This window comes from Microcoleus sp. PH2017_35_SFW_U_B, from assembly GCF_020737865.1.
In the GTDB taxonomy this organism is placed as follows: Bacteria; Cyanobacteriota; Cyanobacteriia; order Cyanobacteriales; family Microcoleaceae; genus Microcoleus.
This window is the reverse complement of the sequence record NZ_JAEQDE010000058.1, coordinates 23,611-47,992: the sequence shown is the minus strand read 5'-3', so window position 1 is coordinate 47,992 and position 24,382 is coordinate 23,611. Positions and strand designations below refer to the sequence as shown.

Sequence of the window (24,382 nt, the reverse complement as noted above, 5' to 3'; positions counted from 1 at the left end):
ATTAAGTCTGTATAATAAACGTCAGCCAAAAGCGATCGCCCTTTTATATCTAATCCCAAATCCGGCTTAAATACCCGCTCTAACTCTTAGTCCGCGCAGGCGGACTTCGTTTGTATAGACGCGGTTTCAACCGCCGAGTCTCAACACTTAAGCAACGGTTCAATCTGCTGCCTTTGAAACTGCAATTCATCCGCCAAAGGCTGATAAATTTCTCGATCGCCCTTTTCATCGCAATAATCCCAAAGACCATTGTAGCAGTGGCGATCGTCATCCCAACCCGGATGGTTGACAATCGGATACAAACAAACTCCATCCACCGGAACTCCGGCTTTAATCGCCGCCGCTACCTCCGTGCACACATAATTCAACCACACAGGTCTAAAATCGTCTTCAGTACCTGTTTCTGCAACGAATAAGGGGCGGCCGTAGCGATCGAACACTTCTTGCAGCAGTTCGCGAAACGGGCGGTACAGCTTGTCTGTGTATTTCATCGGATTTTCATTGTGAATCCACTGATTGCGATCGTAATAATTCACCCCAATAATATCGAGATACTTTTCCTGGCCGCCAAGTTCGGGGCGAAAGCGTCCCGCCAACATATCCCAAGCTTGATATTGAGATAAGCGATAACCTTCCGCCACGTCTTTATCTTCCGGTTTGTCAGGATCGGCAATAATGTTAATTACCGGGTCGATTTGAACGATGCGGGTGCGGGGATTGACTTCCCAAACTGATTCTATCGCTGCGATCGACGCTTTGATCAACTGGATTTTCAGCTCGTCTCCGCGTCCTTTAGCAAAAGGATTGATGTAGGCGACATCGCCGCCGGCCCAGGCAATAAATGAAATTTCATTGACAGGTGTCACAAAAGGTGTTTGGTCGGTTTCCTCAGTCAGCACTTGCATAAAAGCGCGCACCATCTTAGCAAACCGGGACACGAATTCGGGACTGAAAATATCAATATCGTCGGGCCAGCCGTAGTGAAATAAATCCCAAATTACCTGCATTTTGGTGTCGCGGGCGGCGCGGATGATTGGTAGGGCGCTGGAAAAATCGTATTTTCCGGGCGACTGTTCGATTAAGTGCCAGCGGAGGCCTTCGCGGACTGTGTAAATGCCCTGTTCTTGCAAGCGTTGGTAGTCGGCGATCGCAAATTTATCGTGGCCGGTGGCGGCTGTGACATCGAGGCGTTTTCCCGATCGCAATTTGTGGGTGGAACATTCAAATCCGCCCATGAAAAAACTTTGAAACATTATTAGGTAATGGGGAATGGGGAATGGGGAATGGGGAATGGGGAATGGGGAATGGGGAATGGGGCCTAAAAGCATTGGGCATTAGGAATCGGGAATTGGGCCGAAAAGCATTGGGCATTAGGAATCGGGAAGAGGTTCATAAATGATTGAGACTTGCTATATCCAATAACTTGGAACTGCGGGCAATTACCAATTACCAATTACCAATTACCAATTACCAATTACCAATTACCAATTACCAATTACCCATTCCCAATTACCAATTACCAATTACCAATTACCAATTACCAATTACCCATTCCCAATTAGCACTGAGTAATCGCTGGCGGCTGCGAACTTTCTTCGGGAATATCCCAGCCGAGAGTTGCCGCCGCGATCGCCTCTATGGGAAATTTGGGAGTGCGATCGGCATACAGCAAACCGTTAGCTTCTTGGAAAGTATCCGTCAACTGCGTGTAACAAAATCCGCTGAACATTTCCACTCGATTTACCACGTGCAGCAGCGCGGTGTAGCGGTGTTGCAATTCAGAGGTGTCCGACGCGCGCACGTAGCCCCACACCCTGTGAAAATCGGGGTTTTCGCGGCCGGCGCAGGCGATGCCGCCGAATTCTGTCAGCATTACGGGCTGTCCTTGGTGGGGGTGGCCGTCGAGGGTGAGGACTCGCCCTCCGGGACGCCCGCGATCGAACAAATCGGCTAGCTGGACTTCGGGCCCGTAGCGTTTTGCCACAGTTTGCGGGTTGTTGTCGTAGTCGTGAATAGCGAGGATGTCGGTATCGATGCTTTCCCAGCCGTCGTTACCGATGACGGGGCGAGTGGGGTCTAAGGTTTTCGTCAAAAAATATAAGGCTTGCACGTAGTTGCGGTGGGCTGCGGCTTCGACTAAATTCGGAACTCCCCAGGATTCGTTGAACGGCACCCAGACTACGATACAGGGGTGGCTGGAGTCGCGATCGATCGCTTCCGTCCACTCCCGCGTCAGCCTGTCAACGGCCTTGCGAGTGAAGCGGTAGGCGCTGGGCATTTCTTCCCAAACTAGCAGCCCCAGCACGTCGGCCCAGTACAAAAATCGCGGATCTTCGATTTTCTGGTGTTTGCGGACGCCGTTGAAACCCATTGCTTTGACTAATTCGACATCGTGGCGCAAAGCTTCGTCGGATGGCGCCGTCATCAGGGTATCGGGCCAGTAACCTTGATCGAGCACCAGTCTCAGGTAGTAGGGGCGGCCGTTCAGCATGAAGCGATCGCGCTGAATGCTGACAGTCCGCATCGCGGTGTAAGATTTAATCTCGTCAAGCAGTTTGCCGTCGGCCCACAGCTCGACTTGTGCGTTAATTAATGTAGGTTTTTCCGGACTCCACAGCAGTTCGTTGCGGTAGTCGTCGATACCCGGGTCTGAAAGGGCGATGCGGCGGTGGATTTCGCCGTTGATCACTTCGTAGGTGTCGTTGACCAGCAGCAAACAGCCGATCGACAGTTTAACTTTAATTTGAATCCCCGACTGGCGATCGCCCGCCACAAACGCCTCAAAACCGATTTCCCAGCGTTCAAACTGCGGAGTCCACCGGATGCGATCGATATAAGTGTGAGGCACCAATTCTACCCACACCGTCTGCCAAATGCCAGTCGTGCGCGGATACCAGATGCTGTGCGGTTCCACTTGCCAATCTTGCTTGCCGCGCGGTTTTGCCAAATCTTGCGGGTCGTCCTGGGCCCAAACAGTCACCCGCTGCGGCCCGATGGGGTTAAGAACTGCTGTAATGTCTGCGGTGAAAGGAGTGTGCCCGCCTTCGTGTTCGATGACAAACTGACCGTTTACCCAGACGCGGGCGCGGTAGTCTACAGCGCCGAAGTGGAGGAGAACTCTGCTTTCTGTGTGGGGCAGGTCGAATTCGCGATCGTACCAACAGTTAGCGTGAAAATTCGTGTCGCCGATCCCGCTTTTGATTGATTCGGGAACAAACGGCACTTCTATAGTGTGACTCCAGTCCGTAATGTCGATCGGCTGCACGCAGCGTCCCGCGTCATCATAAGCAAACCTCCACTTACCGTTCAGACAAATCCAGTTACTGCGGCGCAATTGAGGGCGCGGATAACCTGTTTTCCGCCCTTGAACAGTCACCTTATTGTCTAGAGTGGAAGACTCTTCAATATCGCAATTTTCTAGTTCTATACCTAACCAACTCATCGGCACATCTACCCGAAGTTATATTTATAGGTTAGCGACTATTCCCGCGACTTTGACAAGTTTTTTGCAATCTAATTTATCGTTAAAAAATTAATTTTTTTGACTTCAAACAGCCTGAGCTTTACTTGGTCTTGTGTCCGGCTTTTCTATACTTGTAGGGTGCGTCAGTCAGCTAACAGCGCTTAAAATTAAGCTATGATTCTCACTGACGCACCCTGCGATCGGTATAGGAAGCATGAGTCTTGACTGCAAAGTTTAGCTAGCTACAGTTTGCAAAGCTCCTAAAGGTTCAGCTAGGTCACTTTTGACCAAGAATATCAATCCCAAATCGAAAATCGAAAATCCTCTCTTCCCCCGAATTTATCCGTGGGGTCGCCTCTAAAATCTAAAATCTAAAATCTAAAATCGATTGACGGGAACTTCTTCCGGAGGTGGCAAACACTGAAATATCTGTTCTAGTCCCGTGAGTTCAAATAGCATTCTAACTTGTTCGCTCATGGCAGATATCAAAAGTATACATCCGCTGTCTCTAACTAATTTCATAATCGCCACTACAGCCATTAATTCCGAATTTTTAAGGAAAATGATATTTGAGAAATCGAGCATCAGAATTTTGCCACCGCTTTCAATTAGGCGCTCTATTTCTTTCTGAAACTGAGGAAATTGAGAACCTTCCAAAACCTGATGAGACAAAACAGTTTTAACGATAGTGCTCATGTTCACCTTAACCCTTGTTTGAATTGTTTAATAACTTTTGAGAAAAGCAGAGTAAAGTGCGGAGCGCGCACCTTACATTTTTGCCATAAAAAATTGGTTGAAAGCCGGAACCCGATCGCGAGAAATTAAAAGAAGACAATTCATTACCCCAATGCTCTTCCTTATAGGTAGAGGTCGCCCTCATCTGTCAACCGTCAACTGTCAACTGTCAACTGACATTTTTAGCCTTACCAACTCACAGCTTGCAGCTATAGCAATCCTAAATCATTTGTGAATTTCTTACTCCCTCCCCTTAATAAGGGGAGGGTTGGGGTGGGGTAAAAAACTTTACGACTCATTTGGGACTGTTATACTTGCTAGCAGATTTGCCATTGCCGTTAACAGCAGCAACTTCTAGAGAAGCAGCGGCTGGGAGTTCAGCAACTGCGTTCGACGAACTCAAATTAGAGGCAGCATCGTTAAGATTTGCCGCCAATTTAATCACCGGATTGGTCGTAATTTGAGTATAAGTTGTCAAAGCTTGAGCGACAACTTGATCCATGTTGTAATACCTGTAAGTCGCCAGCCTTCCCACAAAAGAAACTCCGGGAGTTGCATCAGCCAAAGCCTTATATTTCTTGTAAATTTCCGCATTTTCCGGACGCGGAACCGGGTAGTAAGGGTCTCCCTCAGCTTGGGGATATTCGTAGACAATGCTCGTTTTTAGATGCTCTTGTCCGGTGAGGTATTTAAACTCCGTGCAGCGAGTATATAAATGCTCATTCGGGTAATTTACCACCGGTGCAGCTTGGTGTACGGGTGCGTTCAGCGTTTCGTGCTTGAATTCCAAGGAACGGTAAGGCAGTTTCCCGTAGCAATAATTGAAATAGGAATCCACCGGCCCGGTATAAATCATTTCCCCGTAAGGAATAAAACTCTCAATCTCGCGGTAGTCGGTATTCAGCATCACCTTGATGTTTGGGTGAGACAGCATCTTTTCAAACATCCGAGTGTAGCCGTGCAGCGGCATTGCTTGATAGGTATCGGTGAAATAGCGATCGTCCCGGTTAGTGCGGGTGGGCACGCGCGCAATCACTGATTTGTCGAGTTCCGACGGATCCATTCCCCACTGTTTGCGAGTGTAGTTGCGGAAGAATTTCTCGTAAAGTTCGCGGCCGACTTTGCCGACAACGACATCTTCGGAAGTGCGAATGTAATCCTTTGGTTCGGCTACTTTTGCGAAGAAATCTTCAACTTCAAATGATGTCAGATTCAGTCCGTAAAGTTTGTTTACGGTGTTGAGATTTATCGGAATTGGCAGCAGTTGACCGTCAACGCTGGCGAGGACGCGGTGTTCGTATGGCCGCCACTCGGTGAACTGCGAAAGGTACTCGAAAACTGGGCGCGAATTGGTGTGAAAAATGTGGGGGCCGTATTTGTGAACGAGGATGCCGTGATTGTCGTAGTGGTCGTATGCGTTGCCGCCGATGTGGTTGCGGGTATCAATTATCAAGACTGTTTTTCCCGCCTGAGTTGCTAGTCTTTCGGCAATAACGCTACCTGCAAATCCGGCTCCGACAATTAAATAGTCAAACATTAAAAAACCTCTGGTAATGGGGAATGGGGAATGGGGAATGGGGAATGGGGAATGGGGAATGGTTATTAGTTATTAGTTATTAGTTATTAGTTATTAGTTATTAGTTATTGGTAGCAACTCCAAACTACTAACTATCAACTGTCAACTGCCAACTGCCAACTGCCAACTGCCAACTGACTTCTTACTTGCGATCGCACTTTCGATCAACCCCAGCATTTCGCCCCAGGTATTGTCCCAAGAATTGTCTGCTAAAAAGGCGTCAACTTCGCTCAGCCATTTGGCGCGATCTTCCGAAGTTTCGCCCATAATTTCTTCAGCAGCAGCAACGAATTCTGCCACATTGCTCGCAATCCGAACCAAGCCGTTATCTCCGTAGGGGCGCACCACATCGCGGATCGCAGTAGAAATCACCGGTTTGCCGGCAGCGAGGTATTCGGGAGTTTTCGTCGGACTAATAAATTTAGTCGATTCGTTAATCGCAAAAGGCAGCATTGCTATATCCCATCCGCCCAGATATGCTGGCAGTTCTTGATAAGATTTGCCGCCGAGATAGTGTATGTTTGGGTGAGTTGGTAGAGTAGCAGGGTCTATTTTCACCACCGGGCCAATTATCACTAAATGCCAGTCCGGCTTCGCTGCGGCAATGCCGCGCAGCAGTTCGATATCCATGCGTTCGTCTATAACCCCAAAAAATCCCAAACGCGGGTGAGGAATATCTTTTTGATCGGTCGGTTCTTCTGAAAGATTTCTCGCTGTAGCAAAGTGTTCTTTTTCGATGCTGCTGGGGAAAGAATGAATGTTTGGATGCTGCTGCTGTTTTGCTTCGTAGAGGCTGTGTCCGCCTGTAAATACGACGCTGGCGCGCTTTAATAGTTGGGTTTCATTTGCTTTTAACTCCGGGTGCGCGCCGTGAAATGCTGACAGTTCATCCATGCAGTCGTAGACTACAGCTAGTGGCTTTAAGTGGTTTGTGAAACTGACAGCCATTGGTGTGTAATACCAGAGGATGTACTGGCTAATTTCGGCTGCTTGAAACAAATCATCAAGCATGGCTTGCTGAGCAGTTTGTGCAGTTTCTTCGCTGATTCCTTCGCTCAGGTGCGGTACTATTATCCAGACTCCGGTTTCGTGAATGCTGACATCAAGCCGCCAATCTGTAGCCGAGCTAAAAACAGGTTCTTCTACAAAAAATACGCGGCGATTTTTGGCGCAGCGGCCTAAGAGATGTTGCGGACGCTGATAGACGAAATTCCACCGCAAATGAGACAGGCAAACTAAATCCGGTGCATCTAAAGCAGCAGGTTTTGATAACTTAGCGCGCAATGCGGGTGAGGGTGCGAATTGAGAGGGAGATTTTGCGGGATCTATCGAGGTAAATCGGATCTCCCATGCTCGACCTTTATTGCTATAATTTTTGTTTACTGAGTTTTCTGGGGGGGACATAATTAGCCTCTGGAATTTGTCAATGAAAATTTGTTAATGAAAATTGGTTGGTGAAAATTTGTCAATAAAATATCCTTCTCAGCAGTGTCTTACTGAAATTCGCAAGCATCAATCTGAGAATTTTTATTTGACGAGCAAGCGCCGCATTCAGTGGGCCAAACAAAGCAAAAGTTTAGCTGCGGAAAAACACGCTTATCTGCTTTTTTCAGTATTGAAACTGGAGATAAGTTAATATTGTTAGACTTGCTATTGTTGCTAAATCTAACTCAGTTTTTCTGCCATTACTTCTATCTGAAGGATGACTTCGTTCTCAGCGCCTAGCTTGCACCCTTTTGAAAAGCGGTTAAAATGCCGATCGCTCTTGTAAAATGACTCTTAACTGGCAGGTACAGGGCGCTAGGATTTGAGATTTGAGATTTGAGCTTTGAGATTGAATAATTGGGAATGACTTATGAATTAAGGGTTTGAAGCTTGGCTACCGTTGCATTGTGTTTTTAAACAGGTGTTAAAACTGAGCAAGTTTTATGTTTTTATTTGGAGGGGAGAGAAAATTTGCGATCGAGCTTTTGTTGCTATTTGCTTTAACAAACTTCGCATTTTTTCAACTTATGCGATCGCACACCTACAAAATTTGTATCTTCATATACAATTGCTTTGCCGAGATTTATGACTTCCGATAGATTAACAATTGACAGTTTATGTATTTGGGTTAAACCCACATCTGGTACCCTTTTCAACTATACCGGAGATACCAGGTAACAGCGACGAGAAACGTAGGATTTTACGCGAGTCTGATACAAGAAACCAAGGTGACGAGATTGGTGCAAGATGTGAGGTTAAACTGACGCCCAGAGTACAAATCTCAATCATCCCTCTAAGGGCGGGTTTGCCGATATCTGCGATTCCCGCACCAAATATGGACGCAAACCGCGACTAGAAGATAGCAGCAACTTTACCAGAAAGAATTGGTTTAAAGCCCCAAGCCCGATCGGGATAAATTAAAATCAGACTATTCATGATTCCAATCCTCTTCCTTCCAGGTAGAGGTCGCTGTCAACTGTCAACTGTCAACTGTCAACTGAATGAAAGTCGGCGGCTGTCAATTTTGGCGATTCCCCCTCCAAAGGCAGAATCTTGCACCATCGAACTCTTTAAGAAATCGTGGGGAAAACCCAATTCAATGGCACTTACTGTGTCTAGCTGCTGCATTTGTTCGGGAGTTAATTCAAACTCCAGACAAGCGAGATTTTCTTGAAGTTGCGAGAGTTTGCGGGAACCAACAATCGGAATCACATCGACTGACTGTTGTCGCAACCAATTCAAGGCTACTTGAGAACTAGGTTTGCCAATTTCGGCTGCTATTTTACTAACTTCAGCCGCAATATTGAGGTCTCGTTCGCTAATTTTTCCAGATTCAGGTGAATTAAGTCGTTTAGCTTCGCCTGCGGTTTCTGAAATGTTGTATTTTCCGGTTAGCAAACCGCCTGCTAGGGGGCTCCAAGCTGTGACGCCAATATCGAAGGCTTTTGCCATGGGGAGCAAATCGCGTTCGGGAGTTCGCTCTTTTAAAGAATACTCGATTTGCAAGCCGATAAATGGTGTCCAGCCGCGCAGGTTGGCGATCGTATTTGCTTGAGAAACAATCCAAGCCGGTGTATCGGAAATGCCGATGTAAAGAATTTTGCCGGCGCGTACCAAGTCGTCAAAGGCGCGCATTACTTCTTCGACGGGTGTCGTAAAATCCCAAGCGTGCAGCCACAGCAAATCTATGTATTCAACTTGCAATCGCTTCAAACTGGCCTCTACTGCTTGCACCATATTTTTGCGGTGGTTGCCGAAACCGTTGATTTCGCCATTTTTCATGTTAAGACTGTATTTGGTGGCAACAACCCATTTTTCGCGATCGCCCCCGATGAAGTCACCGACATATTTTTCGCTGGTACCGTTGGTGTAGAGATTCGCGGTATCAATGAAATTGCCGCCCGCTTCTGCAAAGGCGTCGAACATCTTCCGGCTTTCGTCGTAGGAACCGCCCCAACCCCATTCTTCGCCAAAAGTCATGGTTCCGAGGCAGATTTCGGAAACGCGAAGTCCGCTGTGACCTAGTAGTTTGTATCTCATGTCACCTATCTGTTAGTTCATTGCGCTTAAGAGTATATATCTGAATTTGCTGTGTACGCATCAGTCGGAGGTGAGGGGCTTTGGGAGTGCCAAGAGTTCCCAGTTGGATTTTGAATCTTTTGTCAATTTAGGAATTGCAATTAAATAACTTAAGCGATACAGATTTCGGTTCGTAGTGCGGACTGAAGTCCGCACTACGAACTTTCATTCAGTCCAGCGACCAAATTAATACTCTAACTCAAGCTAAAATTGGGCAGTTTTCAGTTGACCTTCTGATTGTAAAGCTCGATCGAGTAAGCATGACTGTCAAAGTCGAAATTTGCCCCTAAAGTAGCTTAGCGCGATCGGCCTTTTCTTCCCAAAAACATCGCCCTTGTCGCAAAATTAACCCAGTGCTAAAATGATTTTAAAATCAACAAATCGCAAAGCAGTCCTATGCCCTCACCCTTTCCCGGCATCGACCCCTACTTAGAACACCCTGATTTCTGGCAGGAAACTCACCATTGGTTAATTTCTCTGATTGCGGAATCCTTAGTCCCCCAAATTCGCCCCAAATATGAGATCGCCATTGAAAAACGTATCTATCAAATTGACGACACCAATGACAATAATGATGACTCACTTTTAGTAGGTATCCCCGATGTAGCCATCAAACGCCAACCCAATCCCCCCGATATTCCTACTGGTTCAGTTGCCATTGCCACCCTCACAGTTCCCACTACCGTCAAAGTGCCAGCCCCTGAAAAAATTAAACAGACTTACCTAGAAGTACGAGAAATGGCAACTAGACAAGTTGTCACCGCAATTGAAATTCTTTCTCCAGTCAACAAACGCAGTGGAGATGGCAGAATTACTTACCTCAAAAAACGCCAAAGTATTTTAGGTAGCTTAACCCATTTAGTTGAAATCGACTTGCTGCGAAAAGGGGAACCTATGCCCGTACTTAACAATTCTATTCAAAGCGATTACCGCGTTTTAGTCAGTCGCAGCAATCGCCGTCCCCTTGCCGAACTTTATGCCTTTGATCTGGGCGATTCTCTACCTGTATTTCTACTTCCCTTGCGCGAGGAAGATGTAGAACCTATTGTTAACTTACCCGAATTGTTCGCAGGTGTTTACGATCGCGCGGGTTATGATTATCGAATCGATTATAATCGAGATCCGATACCGTCCCTGTCAGAACAAAAGTTGGTTTGGGCAAAGGAACTTTTACAAGCAACTGGACTGCGAGATAATTAATCCTATTGGGAGCATCTCATTTTCACAAAAAGGATGTTTTTCTACAGTGCGAGCGGGGACAGCACTACAAATACAAAACTGAGATGCACCCATTCTATTTTACCTTATTAATATTAATCAACGTCTATATTATATACAGAAAAATTGCCACTTATACCATTTTTATAAAGATGTGCTATGGATGAAGTCTTAGCCCCCCCGAAATCGCGGGGGGGTGGGGGGTAATATCTAGTGCTACGGGTGCATCTCAGGCAAGGCGAATACATCCGTAGGGGCGAAGCATGACCGCAGAAAATATGGGATGATAACTGATAATTTATATGCGGTCATGCTTCGCCCTCTTCAAAAGTGAGATGCACCCTAGTGCTACTTTATGAAATTGGTATTACAACAACCCCACAATTTTAATTATTGTGGGATGGGCGTCCCGCCCGTCCAGAAAAGACGGGCGGGACGCCCATCCCACAAATATGTGTAAATTATTTAATTTCTATTCCTTAGCTCGCATTCTCACGAAAAATGGTGAAGGCGAAAGCAGAGATTTTTCCTGTTGTACCTGCTCCCATTCAATCCGAATTTCCCGATCGATTTCTGCTTGAAAGTCGAAGTAATAAGCCATTGCTGCATGGGCTTCGGACTGCATCAAATAAGGATGCTGGCGGCACATTTCCTCCACTGACCAACCGTAAGCTAGATAATCCATCACAATCTGAGCAACCCGCACGCGCGGTATCCGCTGCAACCGTGCCGGTTGACCCGCTACTTTCTCGATATGAGGATAAATTAAAGCTGATGTCATTGCTTTTTGTATCTATCTCTACAGGAGCTTAGCATAAATATTATAACACTCAACCAAAATGAAAAGAATTAAAGAAGCCGATCGCCCTTTTATCCGCAAAAAGCGATCGCCAGACTAAGGTACGCACTGCACACCCTACATATAAAGTATGTGCGTCCAGGACTGCGGATATTAGACTTCTTGCAAAAATAGTTAGGACGGGCTAGAAGCCCATCCCACAAAAATCTTTTTTTCTTGTGGGATGGGCTTCTAGCCCGTCCCAAAATTTGATTAAAAGGACTTTTGCAAGAGGTCTAGTGTAAAAAACCCGAATTTGCTACAATCTCTTAGTCCGCCTTCGCGGACTTCGTTTGACAAGCAGCGATTTCAATCCCCAAATCATACAGGGGGTAGCTTCACCAAAAACGCCACACACTCAACATGAGAAGTCTGAGGAAAGAAATCCGCAGGCTGCACCCGCGCTAACTTATAATCCCCGTTTTCGCACAAAATCTTCAAGTCGCGAGCCAAAGTCGCAGGCTTGCAGCTAACATAAACAATGCGATTTGGTTTGATTTCCTTGATTGTTTCCAACACCGCGCGATCGCACCCTTTCCTCGGCGGATCGAGCAGCACAATATCCGGTGTCAATCCCAAAGCAGGCAGCAAACTCTCTACAGTTCCCACCTGAAAATCGACATTTTTCAAGTCATTTAATTCAGCATTTAATCTGGCTTGCTCGATCGCAGTAGGTTGCACTTCTAAACCGATCGCTATTTTGACTTGTTTTGCCAGCGGTAAAGTAAAAGTCCCAATTCCGCAGTAAGCGTCAACCAAAACCTCGCTTCCGTGCAAATTCAACTCCCCGACAATCACCTGCAACAAGGCCTCAGCAGCCTCTGTGTTTACCTGGAAGAAAGTATCTGCCTTTAGCTGAAAATTCAAACCCGCAAACTTTTCTCGCAGATAAGACTGGCCAGCAATGCAGCGAGTTTCTGCACCAAATATCACATTTGTTTGAGCTGCATTCACATTTAAACAAACACCTACAAGTTGAGGATATTGTTTCAGCCACTCAGCAGCTTGTGCTTCAATTCCCGGCAACTCTCCGGTGCGAACTATTAAAGTTAGCAACATTTCTCCCGTGCGCCGTCCGATTCGCAAGGACAAATGACGCAATTCTCCTGTATGTTGCTTTTCGTCATAGACTGGCCAATCCCGCCAGTGAATGTCTTCTTTGACTTCTTTCAACAAAGGATTGAGGCGCGGATCTTGCACCGGACACTGATTTAGATTGACTAATTTGTGGGTGCTTTTTTGATAGTAACCTGCTTGCACTTGACCAGTTACAGAAATTGCTACCGGATAAGTCGCTTTGTTGCGGTATCCCAAAAATTGGGGAAATCCTTCGATTTTTCCCGTTAAGATTTGATCGACTTGCACATCGTTAAATCCGCCAATTCTTTCTAAGGCTTGAATTATTTGATTTTGCTTGGCTGCAAGCTGATATTCATAATCTACGTGCTGCCACTGACAGCCACCGCATTTGTCGGCGACAATGCAGTTGGCTCGGATGCGGTGTTCTGATGCTTCCAGAAGTGTGTCCAACTTGCCTTTAGCATAGCTGGATTTGACTTGCACGAGGCGCACGAGGATGCGATCGCCCGTGACGGTATCGGGGACAAACACCACTAACTCACCAAAACGACCAACTCCGTCTCCGGTGTCTGCCAAGTCGGTAATCTCTATCTCAATCAGTTGACCTTGCTGGCAAGGGTTTGCCACTTTCGTCGAGTTTCGGGTGGGGAATTTAGATTTGGTCACAAGTAGTCGTGGTAGGATTTAATATGGTAATGCAATATCGCTCTCTCTTGTTTGAGATGAGTCGTAGCGAAGCGAGGCGCAAGCCATCGCACTCAAGCTCAAGTGCAGGCAGTCTTCCTGCTTCCGAACCCCTTTCTGCTACAGCCAAAGCTTGCGTTAGACAACATTGTCCTCGATCGAGCCTGTGCGATATGCTATTGGGGCTTGATGGGCCAAAACTCGTGAAACAGTCTAAATGTCTGCCGACATCCAAACTCTCGATCGCAGTTTTTGAATTTTTCCCAGAGTACCTTGGGACACAAGGAAACTAGCTTAGCTAGACAGGCGAGAATCCCCAGCCCATAATCTTTGATTTGGGTTGGGATGAAAGACGCGCGAGGATATGAGCGACCCTCCAAGCGATGTTGAGCGTAGCCAACCAGTAATGGAGGGTGGCGACGAGACGAGCAAGCACTCCGCAGTAATAATTGCGGTAAAATACTCATAGCTTAGATCAAAGAATAACAATCTGGGTCTAAGTCAAAAGTTTTGATGTGACAAGTGGGGCGGGACGTGTTCCTCACTATAAAACGCCGTAGAGGGAAACGATTGGAGTACCTTGAAGGAAGATCTTGATATCCTTGACCGGACTCAGATGCCTACAACATACCGCTTGCGGTTCGTGTAGGAGCGTCACTCACTAAGCATAACGCTTGCGGAGGTTGACCGCCTGCTTCTAAGATCGATTAATGTTAGCAGCAAGGTAAGTCGCCGAAGCAAGAATCTCATCTTTAACAGATGAGAATGTCAATGAATCTTTTCCTCAAATATCCTCAAATTTTGAATAACAATGAGCGTAGTTAGCCAATTTATTCTCCAAGCCGATGACGAACTTCGTTATCCCAGTACCGGCGAACTCCAAAGCATCAATGATTTTTTTAAGACGGGAGAACAGCGGGTGCGTATTGCTACTGCGTTGTCTGACAGTGAGAAAAAAATTGTTGAAGAAGCTAGCAAAAAACTTTGGAAAAAACGCCCTGATTTTATCTCCCCAGGGGGCAATGCTTACGGCCAGCGCGAACGGGCTTTGTGTCTGCGCGATTACGGCTGGTATTTGCGCCTGATTACCTACGGTATCTTGGCCGGTGACAAGGAACCGATCGAAAGCATCGGTTTGATTGGCGTTCGGGAAATGTACAATTCTCTGGGCGTTCCTGTTCCTGGCATGGTGGAAGCTATCCGCTGTTTGAAGGAAGCTTCTTTGTCTCTGCTCAATCAAGATGATGCTAAGGAAGCTGCTCCTTATTTTGATTATATCGCTCAAGCAATGTCTTAATTGAAGAGGCGATTTTTTTCATGGATGTGGCGGAACATTCGCGGGTGATTTTTGGGGTAATTTTATCTCGCCATTGCTCGCAAATGTTTCGCTTCTGTTGACAGTTGACAGTTGACAGTTGACAGTTGACAGTTGACAGTTGACAGAATCGAAGGCAATGGTTTGAGCAATTAACAGCGTCCTCACCGTCGGATGCGGTTCTTAAGTTTAGAAAATCTGCCTAATTTCTGCTAGGAAGCAATGCAGCTTGAGCTTTCCCAGATTTCTAAAATGTCTTGTCTTTCTATGCACATTTCAATTAAAAAGTCAATAGTTTTTTGGAGATATTGTTTGTTGAATTTCCGACTGTCGTGCTGAATTGATGTTTTGAGTTGCGAGAGTTGTCCAAGTGTGGGGCAGGTTTGGATTTGATGGGCGATCGCATTTTGCCATTCTTCCAACTTGCGGCACTACGTAAGCCCAGGATTCGACTCGCTTAATCAGATTTTGACTTATTTTCAGGAATTTGGCGATCGATCGGGCGGTGATACGGAGCTTTTTCGAGGGCCCGATGCGGCGAAATAGTGCTGTCATGGCTGTATACTCAGGGCTTGAGAGGCAAGTTCTGTTTAGACTTAATTACATATTACTCTATCTCAGACTCTTATCTCACTTGTGCAACAAAAATTAATTTAAGCTCAAATGTTGCCCGTACAACCCTCAATCATTGATGCTGTGCTAGTTTGAGAGTTAATCTAGGTGGAAAAAATGTCAGCACTCTCTAACAACGCTGTGGTAGATAACCGGCAGGAATTGCGTCCCGTTCGCTTCACGGAGACGGGGCGGATGCGTTTGGGTAAGATGTTAAAGGCTGCAAGACAGACAAAAGGTTGGTCTGTTAGCGAAACACAGTTCAAAACAAGGGGGTACGAAGAGGCGCTGTTCATCGCCACAAATCAACCCGTACCCAAAGATGTCGGTATCAGTGCCGCCACAGTCAACCGTTACGAACGCGGGAAGTTGGATAATCTAGACTGGCGCTCATTATCTCTGTTGTGTTTTGTCCTAAAGCCGATCGATCCTGTGACAAATCAACCCCTCGAACCGGCAAATGCTCTATATATCGCGTGCGAACACTCGCCGTACAACGACGCGAAGCTTTACGAGGAGATTACCGACTGTTAACTTGCTTTTTCCCACCCTTTTGCTTAGCAATTAAAGCTTTAGCTTGTTGCTACAGAGCTCCTAACTCCTCAACTTGGGGCTTGGGTTAGTTCTTATGTGATTTTTAGTTTATGACATTCTATAGGACTGTAAAATGCCGGGATTTCTTGACTTTAAGGCTGTAGTCGAGCAGGAAAAGCTGCGTCCTGTGCGATTTACCGATACGGGACGCGGTAGACTGGGAAAGCTTCTGAAAGCAGGTAGAGAGCTTCGAGGTTGGTCGATTATTGAAACAGAAATGGTGACAAAAGAATATGAGGCGGCTTTGTTTCGGACAGCCGGAGAACCTGTACCAAAAGATGTCGGTATAAGTAATGCGACTGTTAGCCGCTACGAAAGAGGGAAGTTAGAAAGCTTGGATTGGCGATCGCTCTCCCTGTTATGCTTTGTCCTAAAGCCGATCGATCCTGTGACAAATCAACCCCTGGAACCGACAAACGCTCTCTATATCGCTTGCGAACATCCGCCTTACAACGATGCGAAGCTCTACGAGTAGGTGAATCAGCTTTTTTGGGCGGGCTCGCGTGCCCACCCCACAAGAGCAATATTGAGTAATTGTGGAATAGGCATCTTGCCTGTTCTTGGGCATAATATTGATGACTAGCTTACTGCGGGCCCTTTTGCTTCGCCAGTAAAGCCTTAGCTTGTTCCCACAAAGCGTCTAACTCTTCGGGCGGATAATCGGATAAAGGTCGATCGCACGCAGCCTCAACTTTAGCAAACCGCTGTACGAAGCGATCGTTCGTTCCCTGCAAAGCAGCCGACGCATCTAAATCGTACCAGCGAGCCAATTGAATCAACACAAACATAATATCTCCCAATTCCGACTGCTGCGCGGCCTTATCCTCGTGTTTGAGAGCGTGTTCAAATTCCGCCATTTCCTCGTGAAACTTATCCCAAACGCCGTCTACACTGTCCCAATCAAAACTCACCTCCGCAGCTTTTTGAGAGATTTTTGCAGCGGCAGTAATTGGTGGCAAAGTGCTAGCATAACGGCTCATTTTTGAGGCTAAAGTTGGTGGCTTTTCCGCAGTTATGCCCTTTTCTGCTGCTTTGATTTTTTCCCAATTTTCGTTAACTTCATCGACACTGTTAATTTCTACATCTCCGAAGACGTGGGGATGACGCCGAATCAGTTTTTCCGTGATTCCCGCAGCGACTTCGGCGAAGGTAAATTGTTCGGATTCGCTGGCAATTTGAGCTTGCAAAATTACCTGTAATAATAAGTCGCCCAATTCTTCAACGATCGCACTTTTGTCTCCTTTACGAATCGCGTCGGCGGTTTCATAGGCTTCTTCGATGATGTGCGGAATCAGAGTTTCGGGAGTTTGGGCTAAATCCCAAGGACATCCGCCGTCGGGCGATCGCAATGAGGCCACAACTTCTATCAGGTTTTCGAGTGCTACGAGCGATCGACTGTGGGAATTAGACATTAGAATTTACCTTAAGTAGAAGGAAGAAGGAAGAAGGAAGAAGGAAGAAGGAAGAAGGAAGAAGGAAGAAGGAAGAAGGAAGAAGGAAGAAGGAAGAAGGAATACATAGACAGCCAGCTCGATCGCGAGCGATATTTTACATTTTATTAGGTGGATTTACTTGTTCACCTCTTAGATTTGCTAGACGTGCGGCGGGGAGATTTGCTTTTGCGCCTCTTAATAGTCTTCGGAGGGTGCAACCCGCTCAATCCTTTCTTTTTGAACTGTTTGTAAGCAGAACCGCCCCAATCGCTAAGATAGTGGCTCATCGCGCCCAATTCCAGACCGACGTAGATGGCTATAAATTCGATATAGTGTTCCAAGAGCGATCGACCGTAACCCAAAACCGCTTCCTGCCAATTTCCGGCTAAGTTGCCAATTTTTTCGGCGATCGTCAATCCCAAGACTCCTATAACGGCGATCCAGGTAGCGAGGTACAAGATTCGCAAAGCCGTGCCGATCAGAGGCCCGTGGGACAAAAAAGAGCGGTGGCGCAGGCTTTTTTGGTAGGGAAGCCAAATAAATTTGAACCATCCCCAGCGCTGATACTGACATGAGTAAATATCTAAATCCGGGCCAAACATCAGTCCGCCGACTAAGAAGCTGCCGGAAACGAGCAAAGTCAGGTTGCTGTTTTGAGTATGGCCAAAGGTGACGCCTGCCACCAGGGGCAAACACCATAGGGTGATTCGATCGTGCGTGCGGCCAGAGGGCATTAAAAGTTTATGATTTTTTTAGTTGATCTTTCTGGGATACTGTGATATGATAAGTCCCTGTAAGCGCAATTGGGCGATTAGCTCAGTGGTAGAGCGCCTGCTTTACACGCAGGATGCCGTAGGTTCAAATCCTACATCGCCCATATCCAATTGAAAAGCTGTTTCCACTGTTTCCAAGGGCTGGAAGTTTTAACACCTTCGCTCTGTGCCTTTGCTTGGCAACAGGCAAGATGCCTGTTCCACAAGAAGAAATTTAATGTCTTGTGGAATAGGCCGGACAGCCTGTTGTTAAAAAAACTTATTGGGAATGGTGCCAGATGTCCGATCGACCAAACTTAACATTTTGTGGCGGATGTCCCACAAGTTGACACCCAATGCTGGAAAATTAATCTATTGATTGATTTTCCTTTTTAACATCGTCAGATATATGAAGCCTAAAATAACTAGCCCGATCGCCTGGAAACAAGCTGAACTTCTCATGCAGCCGGCGATGATCCGAGTGCTAGACAACATCCGCAAACAACTAGAGGAGTCAGTCTGGACAGGAACTTATCAAGAAGTGCAGGTTCCGATTCCCGGCTATCAACTAATTTTAGAGCATCAAGGCGAGCACAGATCCGTCGATATTTGGGAACTTTGCTATCGAGTCTGCTTTGTCAACTACCAGCGGGCCCACACTCAAATGCAAAGCCAGGAAGTTGTAATTGACACTTTTTTAATTGACGAGGACACTGGCGATGTAGACTGGAATCGTCTTGATGCCAAAGCGAGTCAATTAATACAAGAAGTTTTTGCTAATTTGAGTCAGTTGACAGTTGACAGTTGACAGTTGACAGTTGTCATGGGTAGTTAGAAACCGGGTTTTTTCAGGACAAACGCGTTACAGCCAGAAGATTATGAAAAAAACCCGGTTTCTCGGCCTGTGAGTGCGATCGCAAACTCAAAACCAAGCATTAATAATTCAATACACGCTGAAAGCTTAAATCTCAAATCCTATGCTAATTCAAGAATTGCACGACATTCAAGCCGCAGCAGGCGCTACTTTTGCAGAGTTAGCAACCACAGAAACAGTCCCTATCAGTTTTGGTAACGACGGTGCCGCCATCGCAGCAACTAAACAAGGTGTGGCTTTGTGCGATCGCACTCACTGGGGACGCATTCAAATCTCCGATAGCGATCGCCTGCGGTTCTTGCACAATCAAAGTACCAATAACTTTAACATACTCAAACCCGGTCAAGGTTGTGACACCGTGTTCGTCACATCCACAGCTAGGACGATCGACCTCGCCACCGCCTATGCTACAGAAGATGCTGTAATATTGCTAGTTTCAGCCAACCGCCGCCGCCAATTGCTCGAATTGCTCGATCGCTATATTTTCCCAATGGATCGCGTAGAATTAACAGATATAACCGATACAACCGTTGCTTTCAGTCTCCTCGGCCCCGAAAGCACTCAACTACTAGAAAAACTCGGAGTTACCGAACTAGACAATCAATCCTACGCTACTCACAAATCGATAAAAACCCCCCCTCTTTCGGCGGATGAAGGGGAGGTTCGAGTTGCTGTTGGTAGCGGTTTAGCAACTCCTGGATACACGTTAATTGCGCCAGCCAGCGACGCAGCCCGCTTGTGGACTGAGTTAGTTAAAGCTGGGGCCGTACCAATGGGCGATCGAATTTGGGAACAACTGAGAATCGAACAAGGACGCCCCGCACCCGATTTTGAACTCACAGACGATTACAACCCCCTAGAAGCCCGCCTTTTACACACAATTACTTATGACAAAGGCTGCTACATCGGCCAAGAAACAATTGCCCGGTTGAACACCTACCAAGGAGTCAAACAAGAACTTTGGGGCGTGCAATTGAGCGGCCCCGTTGAGCCCGGAACAGTCATCACAATTGGAGAAGAAAAAGTCGGCAAACTCACCAGTTTTGTCAAAACCGAATCCGGCTATTTTGGACTTGCTTACATCCGCACCAAAGCCGGAGGCGAAGGACTGAAAGTGCAGCTAGGAGAAATTGCCGGAGAAGTAGTAAACCTACCTTATTTAAATTAATCAGCATAGCTTCGTAGTGAGGACTTCAGTCCGCATAAATCAGAGGACTGAAGTCCTCACTACGAACCCAGAGCGCCTGTTTTAGTGGACATCAAATAATGACATATCCCTCCCTTAAAACAGCTTCACTAACCTGCGGATCCGGCTCTACAGGGTCGCTGTAATAAGTTTCAATATGTTTAATAAAACCTTCCCGATAAGCTTTCAGATGTGATTCAAGTGCTTCGATATCCTGCTTTTTTGTCGCGTAATACCATTTTTTTAAAGATGTGCTAGAGATAAATAATGTAAAATCCAAGACCATCCTGTGAGAAACCAATGACATGATTCGTTAAAGATGCTAAGATTTCCTGAACTTTTACGCGGAGTTGGTCAAGATTACTAAAAACTAACTTTCGCTTAAAATTCTTTGATGTATTCCCACACTCTTTCTGTTGGATTTACTTGACAGACAATGAGGAGGCTGAAATAGTAAAATAATATTGTCTGGCAATTCAGATGTGCTTAAAAGATGACCCGGAGCATTATCGACTTGAATGATATGCAATTCATCGGGATATTCAAGCGACAATTGTTCCAAATATGCTTGAAAACAAACTTTATCTAAATGGGAAAACTCCCCAAAAAAACTTCGTCCAGTAGATGGATATACTGCTCCGTAAAGCCAGAAACATTTAAATTTCCATTGATGTTTTCCTACGGGTTTTACACCCCGTAGTGTTATTCTTCGTCTCTGAATTGTATGTAGTCCTAATCGAGTTTCGTCACTACACCAAAACAGAAATCTTTTGTATTTCTTTACTTGGTCAGGAGCTTTATTCAGCAAGGCTTTGATTTTTTGAGACAGGCTATTTTTGAATTCATTAATTGCCGTTAAATTTTGTTCACTACTCCGGGGCCTAAGGTTCGCCAAAATAGGATCACGGACAACTAAAGTGAACAGATTCCTTTGGACTTCATACCAATTGCTAATTATCTTTTTAGAGCGCATCAACTCCAATTTGATAAATGCGTGAAGTGAGCAAATCAAAAAGATGAGGTATAACTGGCAGATCGTATAACCGCTTAGACGTATAGGGCTCGCATCCCAACAACGTCCGCGAATCTTTCGCTAGATCCGCTATACTTGTTTGAGTCCTCTATGAAAAGTTTCAATGCCCCAATGTATATCGTGAATTGTGATAAATTCACTTCGACTTGTTTCTTGCAGCTTGGACAGTTGTGGCAGATATAAAATATAATGTCTAGAGTCTTCTTTTTTAAAGTCTTTCCTAAACAATTTTATAAATCCAAATTCTTTCAAATGAGTTATTAATCCTTCATCTGCTATCTCTAAATTACTTACCTGGCAATACTTGTGCGGCTCATTAGAGACGGTTCTGTTTTTTTAAATCCCGAATAAAAAAACAGTTTCTGGTTTCTTAGAAACTTTAAGTTTTCTACTCCTGAATACCAACTATCTCCCGTTACTATTCTTGGTTGTACTCCCCATTCTGTGATTTCCCTCACCATTTATCTAAAATAATCGTTTTTGGTTTTTCCATCTCTTTTATCGTAAATTCTGTAATTGATTGGCACTGAATTACCATAGATGTCACTATAATATAGCGTGATTAAGTTTAATCCTCTGATCGGCTTATGGTATTTACCTGACCAAAAATAGCTAATTAATTCTGTATGTTTTGGTTCACTATACAGCTTTTATATGACTGTATCGTCAACACTTAATATACCTCCTTCTAAGTTGATAAACTTTTCTATTATCGAAAATAAATCTGACGGTTCATATCTCTCTCTCACCAAAAAGCCATTAATACTATCATGGGAAACGTCTCCCAATATCTCTGAAGTGCCTACTGCACCCCCCAAACTTGGGTTCTGAGAGTAAAAATAAGGTGTATAGCTCCTTATTGCATCGCGCTGTCGAGGTTTTAGTTATTTTTCTGATTGTCCGATACCAGGCACGTAGATGTTCCCTCTTTATCAATGCACTATTTGGTTATTTTGTCAATGCGTAAGTCCTAATTTACTGAAACATTAGCTATATTTGGTAACCTGCCATACAGATAGCTTGAGTAGTAAAAGGCTGTGGAATCGCTGTCAAATATAATGTTAAGAGTTTTAACGCTTGCGCTACTTTATATGAACTTTAAAATTGCGTCAAAACTCGTATGTGATTGCAAAGAAATAGTAAAGATATGTTTTGAGTATTGCCAACAGCCAGCAACTTAAGTTTATAGTTGTAGAGACAAATGTTTGATAGATCGTGTTCCAACTTGGTCGATCGCCAAAATAAATAGGTAAAGAAATGCTTAATAAAACTACAAGTAGGCTGAAGACAAGCAATAAGTATGAGAGCCGATAGGGCATCTCTACCATAGGGTGTCTTTCCCATCAAGTCGCTTTCAGTCTAAAAAATCTTAAAATTAAGCAGACTTTAAAAGATTCTGTCCCTCGAAAATCAGTTTAACAACTCGCTTATCAGCAACCGTATTTCTAGAATCTCAAGGAGCCAACAGTGAAAAGTGTAATTAACCCCTCAGAAGTGTTTGAAGGTGCTAGCAAAGCCGAAATAATCGATCGCATCCAACGGTTAGTTCCCCCAGGTTCCCCGGAACCCCAAGATCCTGAAATCCTAGCAGCCCTAAAAACTCTCACCGCACAGCTAATCACCGCCTATCAAGCCGACGGACAACTAGAAAGCGAACCTTTTACCGACGTGCGCGATCGTACAATTCACCTACAGGCATCCGCAGTCAACAGCAAAATCAAAGGAAAAACCATTCTCGTAACCGGGGGAGAAGGATGCGTCGGCGCTTTCTTAATCGAAAAACTCATCGAATTAGGCGCAACCAAAATCATTTCCGCAGACAAAGCCCGATGTCAAAACCCCGGAGAAACTCTCCCGCATTTTAACAAAGAAGGTGAAGTAACTTTCTATGCGGTTGACATTCGCAACTGGGAGGCACTGAAACATATATTTGAGGTAGAAAAACCAGAGATTGTTTTTCACCTAGCAGCCCAACGCCAACCCGGACTAGCTGAAATCAAAATCCGAGAAACAGTTACAACCAGCCTGTTAGGATGCAAACACGTCATCCAGCTATGCGAAGAATACGGCGTAGCAGACTGCATCTTCTCTTCCACAGGCAAAACATCTCGATACTTTACAACCGAAGTTTACGCAGCCTCCAAAAAGTTTGCCGAATGGCAATTTGCCAAAGCAGCTCAAGCAGGAAACGTCACTTACGGGATGGTTCGCTTTACTCATATGTTGGAAAATAGCTTGTTCTGCGAGCAAATGTCCAAAAAAGTAGAGCAAAGTAAAACTGTCAACGTTCATGCTCCCCACCGCTACGTCACCGCTCAAAATCTTGTCGAAGCCGTACATTTATTGCTGAACGCTCTGGTAGTCTCCGTTCCCGGAAAACTGAAAATTGTCGCAGTCAGCAATCTCGGGTGGCCGACAGAAACCTTGGAAGTTGCTCTTTATAAAATTCTTGAATCAGGCAAAAATCTGCCGATTTATTTTCAAGGACTTTTACCGGGATACGAAGAACCATTTTTCCTCGGACAGTTTGACTGGAGCAAGCCTACAGACATCCATCTGCTAATTAATGTTCTGGAAGATCCTTTTAGAATCATTGATGATGCTGGCGACATGGTAACTGTAGAATTAGCTCCTTTTTCTTTGCGCGTGTTAGATGGACAAGTGTCAAACTTGGAAAACTTAATCAACACTCCAGATTTACCGGAAGTGGAAATCAAGCACGCTCTAGTCGCAGCAGAAAAAGAAGTTATTGCTTCCTCTTTTGCATGGAGTTCCCCCCAAGAGTTGTTAAAGATTTTGCAGTGGGGAGTCAATCCCAAGAAATTGCAAGGTTACGGAACAGAAATTGGTGACTACACGGAGATTATCGAACTCCTGCTGCAAGGAATGTACGGGCGGCTCAACGAAGAAGTCTTGAAGGGTGCCGGAATTACTGCTGATGAATTTGAGCAGTTAGTTGACAGTCTTTCTACGCTGGATTCTATTCAAGCAGAAGTGGGATATTTGCGATCGATATCGAGATGTGTCAGACAATCTGTACTCCCCGCACACTTCACCAAAAAAAAATCTGAACCTTCTCCTGTCCACGATGCAGCGTAATTGGAAAATAGTTTAGAGATGGCTTTGTTGATTTTAGTCGATTAAAAATAGAACATCGCAAACCCGGTTTCTTTGAAATACCGGGTTTCTTAATTCTAGGCCTATTTGAGGTTAAGTTAAGTGATTTATAGCATTTCGAGCGAAAGATGAGGTATAACTGTAAATAAAGTTTTTGAGGCGATTTCACTTACTATATAATCACTATCTGAGGGCTAAAGCCCAACAACATACCTCAGCTATCTGAGGGCTAAAGCCCAACAACATACCTCAGCTATCTGAGGGCTAAAGCCCAACAACATACCTCAGCTATCTGAGGGCTAAAGCCT

Annotated in this window: 20 protein-coding genes, 1 tRNA gene and 1 pseudogene; 9 read left to right on the top strand and 13 right to left on the bottom strand. The window is 45.4% G+C overall.

Translation table 11 applies throughout. The features are described 5' to 3' along the window. Positions 1-140: 140 nt before the first annotated feature. A complete protein-coding gene (locus tag JGK36_RS17060; RefSeq protein WP_293201011.1) occupies positions 141-1,235 on the bottom strand; it encodes a beta-glucosidase in 1,095 nt (364 codons plus the stop codon). A 171-nt stretch (positions 1,236-1,406) separates the two neighbouring features. Here JGK36_RS17060 and JGK36_RS17055 point away from each other — a divergent pair, with 171 nt between their 5' ends. After that, positions 1,407-1,562 carry a hypothetical protein gene (locus JGK36_RS17055; RefSeq protein WP_293193246.1) on the top strand — a complete coding sequence of 52 codons (156 nt, stop codon included), beginning with the start codon at positions 1,407-1,409 and terminating at the stop codon, positions 1,560-1,562. Here the strand turns inward: JGK36_RS17055 and JGK36_RS17050 are convergent. The 5 genes from JGK36_RS17050 to JGK36_RS17030 all read right to left on the bottom strand — a co-directional run bounded on the left by JGK36_RS17050 (position 1,559) and on the right by JGK36_RS17030 (position 9,299). Next, the gene (locus tag JGK36_RS17050; RefSeq protein WP_293197646.1) at positions 1,559-3,442 is read right to left on the bottom strand and encodes a glycoside hydrolase family 2 protein; all 1,884 of its coding nucleotides are present in this window, start codon (positions 3,440-3,442) and stop codon (positions 1,559-1,561) included. The genes JGK36_RS17055 and JGK36_RS17050 overlap by 4 nt on opposite strands. 399 nt (positions 3,443-3,841) lie before the next feature. After that, complete coding sequence (locus tag JGK36_RS17045; protein WP_293182254.1) at positions 3,842-4,159, bottom strand: STAS domain-containing protein; 318 nt, start codon at positions 4,157-4,159, stop codon at positions 3,842-3,844. A gap of 334 nt (positions 4,160-4,493) precedes the next feature. Next, positions 4,494-5,735: a UDP-galactopyranose mutase gene (gene glf, locus JGK36_RS17040; RefSeq protein ID WP_293182252.1), complete on the bottom strand. Its 1,242-nt coding sequence runs from the start codon at positions 5,733-5,735 to the stop codon at positions 4,494-4,496. A 141-nt stretch (positions 5,736-5,876) separates the two neighbouring features. Next, the gene (locus JGK36_RS17035; protein WP_293197644.1) at positions 5,877-7,178 is read right to left on the bottom strand and encodes a glycosyltransferase family 1 protein; all 1,302 of its coding nucleotides are present in this window, start codon (positions 7,176-7,178) and stop codon (positions 5,877-5,879) included. A 1,074-nt stretch (positions 7,179-8,252) separates the two neighbouring features. Continuing rightward, a complete protein-coding gene (locus JGK36_RS17030) occupies positions 8,253-9,299 on the bottom strand; it encodes an aldo/keto reductase (RefSeq protein ID WP_293182248.1) in 1,047 nt (348 codons plus the stop codon). A gap of 435 nt (positions 9,300-9,734) precedes the next feature. Here JGK36_RS17030 and JGK36_RS17025 point away from each other — a divergent pair, with 435 nt between their 5' ends. After that, complete coding sequence (locus JGK36_RS17025) at positions 9,735-10,538, top strand: DUF4058 family protein (RefSeq protein ID WP_293197642.1); 804 nt, start codon at positions 9,735-9,737, stop codon at positions 10,536-10,538. A 490-nt stretch (positions 10,539-11,028) separates the two neighbouring features. Here the strand turns inward: JGK36_RS17025 and JGK36_RS17020 are convergent, their stop codons facing one another. Then, the gene (locus tag JGK36_RS17020) at positions 11,029-11,337 is read right to left on the bottom strand and encodes a DUF433 domain-containing protein (protein ID WP_293197640.1); all 309 of its coding nucleotides are present in this window, start codon (positions 11,335-11,337) and stop codon (positions 11,029-11,031) included. A 378-nt stretch (positions 11,338-11,715) separates the two neighbouring features. Continuing rightward, positions 11,716-13,140 (bottom strand): 23S rRNA (uracil(1939)-C(5))-methyltransferase RlmD, encoded by a 1,425-nt coding sequence (gene rlmD / locus JGK36_RS17015; protein WP_293182242.1) that lies wholly within the window; start codon positions 13,138-13,140, stop codon positions 11,716-11,718. A gap of 829 nt (positions 13,141-13,969) precedes the next feature. On the opposite strand from rlmD, the gene JGK36_RS17010 reads away from it, so the two are divergent. Beyond that, positions 13,970-14,455 carry an allophycocyanin subunit alpha-B gene (locus JGK36_RS17010; protein ID WP_293197638.1) on the top strand — a complete coding sequence of 162 codons (486 nt, stop codon included), beginning with the start codon at positions 13,970-13,972 and terminating at the stop codon, positions 14,453-14,455. 306 nt (positions 14,456-14,761) lie between these two features. Here the strand turns inward: JGK36_RS17010 and JGK36_RS17005 are convergent, their stop codons facing one another. Next, complete coding sequence (locus JGK36_RS17005) at positions 14,762-15,028, bottom strand: hypothetical protein (RefSeq protein WP_293201009.1); 267 nt, start codon at positions 15,026-15,028, stop codon at positions 14,762-14,764. Between the two features lie 174 nt (positions 15,029-15,202). Here JGK36_RS17005 and JGK36_RS17000 point away from each other — a divergent pair, with 174 nt between their 5' ends. Both JGK36_RS17000 and JGK36_RS16995 read left to right on the top strand, forming a co-directional pair. Further along, on the top strand, positions 15,203-15,619 hold the full coding sequence (locus JGK36_RS17000) for a helix-turn-helix transcriptional regulator (protein WP_293182238.1): 417 nt from the start codon (positions 15,203-15,205) through the stop codon (positions 15,617-15,619). Positions 15,620-15,752: 133 nt separating this feature from the next. Further along, a complete protein-coding gene (locus JGK36_RS16995) occupies positions 15,753-16,154 on the top strand; it encodes a helix-turn-helix transcriptional regulator (RefSeq protein ID WP_293182236.1) in 402 nt (133 codons plus the stop codon). 109 nt (positions 16,155-16,263) lie between these two features. On the opposite strand, the gene mazG is transcribed toward JGK36_RS16995, so the two are convergent. Next, positions 16,264-17,091 carry a nucleoside triphosphate pyrophosphohydrolase gene (gene mazG / locus JGK36_RS16990; RefSeq protein WP_293197634.1) on the bottom strand — a complete coding sequence of 276 codons (828 nt, stop codon included), beginning with the start codon at positions 17,089-17,091 and terminating at the stop codon, positions 16,264-16,266. A gap of 164 nt (positions 17,092-17,255) precedes the next feature. Then, the gene (locus JGK36_RS16985) at positions 17,256-17,846 is read right to left on the bottom strand and encodes a metal-binding protein (protein ID WP_293143470.1); all 591 of its coding nucleotides are present in this window, start codon (positions 17,844-17,846) and stop codon (positions 17,256-17,258) included. A gap of 71 nt (positions 17,847-17,917) precedes the next feature. Here JGK36_RS16985 and JGK36_RS16980 point away from each other — a divergent pair. The 3 genes from JGK36_RS16980 (at position 17,918) to JGK36_RS16970 (ending at position 19,906) form a co-directional block, all read left to right on the top strand. Next, a tRNA-Val gene (locus tag JGK36_RS16980) sits at positions 17,918-17,989 on the top strand. Positions 17,990-18,273: 284 nt separating this feature from the next. Then, the gene (locus JGK36_RS16975; protein WP_293182232.1) at positions 18,274-18,672 is read left to right on the top strand and encodes a hypothetical protein; all 399 of its coding nucleotides are present in this window, start codon (positions 18,274-18,276) and stop codon (positions 18,670-18,672) included. 169 nt (positions 18,673-18,841) lie between these two features. Beyond that, positions 18,842-19,906: a folate-binding protein gene (locus JGK36_RS16970; RefSeq protein ID WP_293182230.1), complete on the top strand. Its 1,065-nt coding sequence runs from the start codon at positions 18,842-18,844 to the stop codon at positions 19,904-19,906. A gap of 91 nt (positions 19,907-19,997) precedes the next feature. On the opposite strand, the gene JGK36_RS16965 is transcribed toward JGK36_RS16970, so the two are convergent. After that, complete coding sequence (locus JGK36_RS16965) at positions 19,998-20,204, bottom strand: hypothetical protein (RefSeq protein WP_293182228.1); 207 nt, start codon at positions 20,202-20,204, stop codon at positions 19,998-20,000. Positions 20,205-20,807: 603 nt separating this feature from the next. Next, positions 20,808-21,854, bottom strand: a pseudogene (locus tag JGK36_RS16960) (transposase); the annotation flags it as partial. A 570-nt stretch (positions 21,855-22,424) separates the two neighbouring features. Between JGK36_RS16960 and JGK36_RS16955 the strand changes: the two are divergent. Beyond that, positions 22,425-24,056: a polysaccharide biosynthesis protein gene (locus tag JGK36_RS16955; RefSeq protein ID WP_293193535.1), complete on the top strand. Its 1,632-nt coding sequence runs from the start codon at positions 22,425-22,427 to the stop codon at positions 24,054-24,056. Positions 24,057-24,382 lie beyond the last annotated feature (326 nt).